General features: G+C 70.3%; 1 protein-coding gene. It reads right to left on the reverse strand.

The genetic code is table 11. From position 1 onward, the window contains the following. Nucleotides 1-23 precede the first annotated feature (23 nt). Nucleotides 24-1,244, reverse strand: coding sequence for an IS110 family RNA-guided transposase (locus CHF16_RS39155; protein ID WP_089331238.1), 1,221 nt, complete (start codon nt 1,242-1,244; stop codon nt 24-26). Between the last annotated feature and the right edge of the window lie 248 nt (nt 1,245-1,492).

Genomic DNA, 1,492 nt, shown 5'->3' on the forward strand with positions numbered 1-1,492 from the left:
CAGACATCCCTGGAGGTTGAATGTCAAGCGGCGAGGTCGTGGTGGTGGTGTGACCATGCGGTGGTCTGGTCGTAGGTGGTGTGGGTTTTGAGGCAGCCGTGCAGGATGCCGACCAGGCGGTTGCCGACCTGGCGCAGGGCGGCGTTGTGGGCGATGTCGCGGGCGCGGAGCTGGTCGTAGTAGGCGCGGACGTGCGGGTCGTGCAGCAGGGCGCAGGAGGCCTGCAGGTGGAGGGCGTCAACAAGGCGGTCGTTGTGGACGAACCGGGCGTGTACGGTGCGCATCTTGCCCGATTGCCGGGTGATCGGGGAGGTGCCGGCGTAGTTCTTGCGGGCTTTGGCGCAGGTGTAGCGGCCGGGGGCGTCCCCGAACTCGGCGAGCACCCGGGCGCCGAGCACGACCCCCAGGCCGGGCTGGGAGAGGATGATCTCAGCGTCCGGGTGCCGGCCAAAATGCGCCTCGACCTGCCCTTGCAGGGCGGTGATCTCGGTGTTGAGGGTGGTGATGACCGCGACCAGCGACCGGACCGTGGCCGCGTAGGCGGCCGTGACGATCTCGCCTTGTCCCAGGTGCTGGGCGCGCAGGACCTGCTGGATCGCGGCGGCCTTGGCGTCGATGTCGCGGCGGCCCTTGAGCGCCGCGGCGATCTGCCCGGTGGTGAGCCGGGCGGCCGCGGCCGGAACAGGTGCCTTGGCCAGCAGACGCAGCACCGTGTCGCTGGTCAGGCCCAGGGGCTTGTAGGCCGCCAGCGCGGCGGGGAAGTAGTCGCGCAGCGCTGATCGCAGCCGCAGCATGTGCCGGGTGCGTTCCCACACCAGGGTCTGATGCGCCCGGGTGACGACCTTGACCGCCTCGGCGATCTGGGAGTCGGCAGCGACCTCGCGCAGCTGGTGCCGGCGGGTGCGCAGCATATCGGCCAGGGCGTGCGCGTCGCCCTTGTCGCTCTTGGCGCCCGACGACCCCAGGATCTCCCGGTGCCGGGCGGCCTGCTTGGGGTCCACCGCGAACACCCGGTACCCGGCCGCCACCAGTGCCCGCACCCACGGGCCCCGGTCGGTCTCGATACAGACCCCCACCTGCGACGGCTCGGCATCGGCGGCCACGAACCGGGCCACCAGCTCATGGAACCGGGACATCCCGGCCATCCCCTCGGGCAGCCGGGCCCGCTTGAGCACCTTCCCGTCCGGATCCTGGATCTCCACGTCATGGTGGTCCTCGGCCCAGTCGTCCCCGACCAGCAGCATCCTCGACCTCCCGCTCGGCAACCGATACCAGCAGCCCGCAGGGGCCGGTCGGCGACCTAATGGACCAGTGCTCACGCCATCAGCCGGGCGGGCACGACATCCCATCAGCGATCAAAGACCCCTGACCACCGGTGAGGGCACGATCTGACGCTAGGACTCCACGGTCCAGGCGATGGAAGTGCTCACTCACCGGCGGCTACCAGGCACCGAGTCTGTCAGCAGTGGCCGACCCGGCAGCTCCCATTAGG

This window comes from Actinomadura meyerae (assembly GCF_900188445.1).
Lineage (GTDB): Bacteria > Actinomycetota > Actinomycetes > Streptosporangiales > Streptosporangiaceae > Spirillospora > Spirillospora meyerae.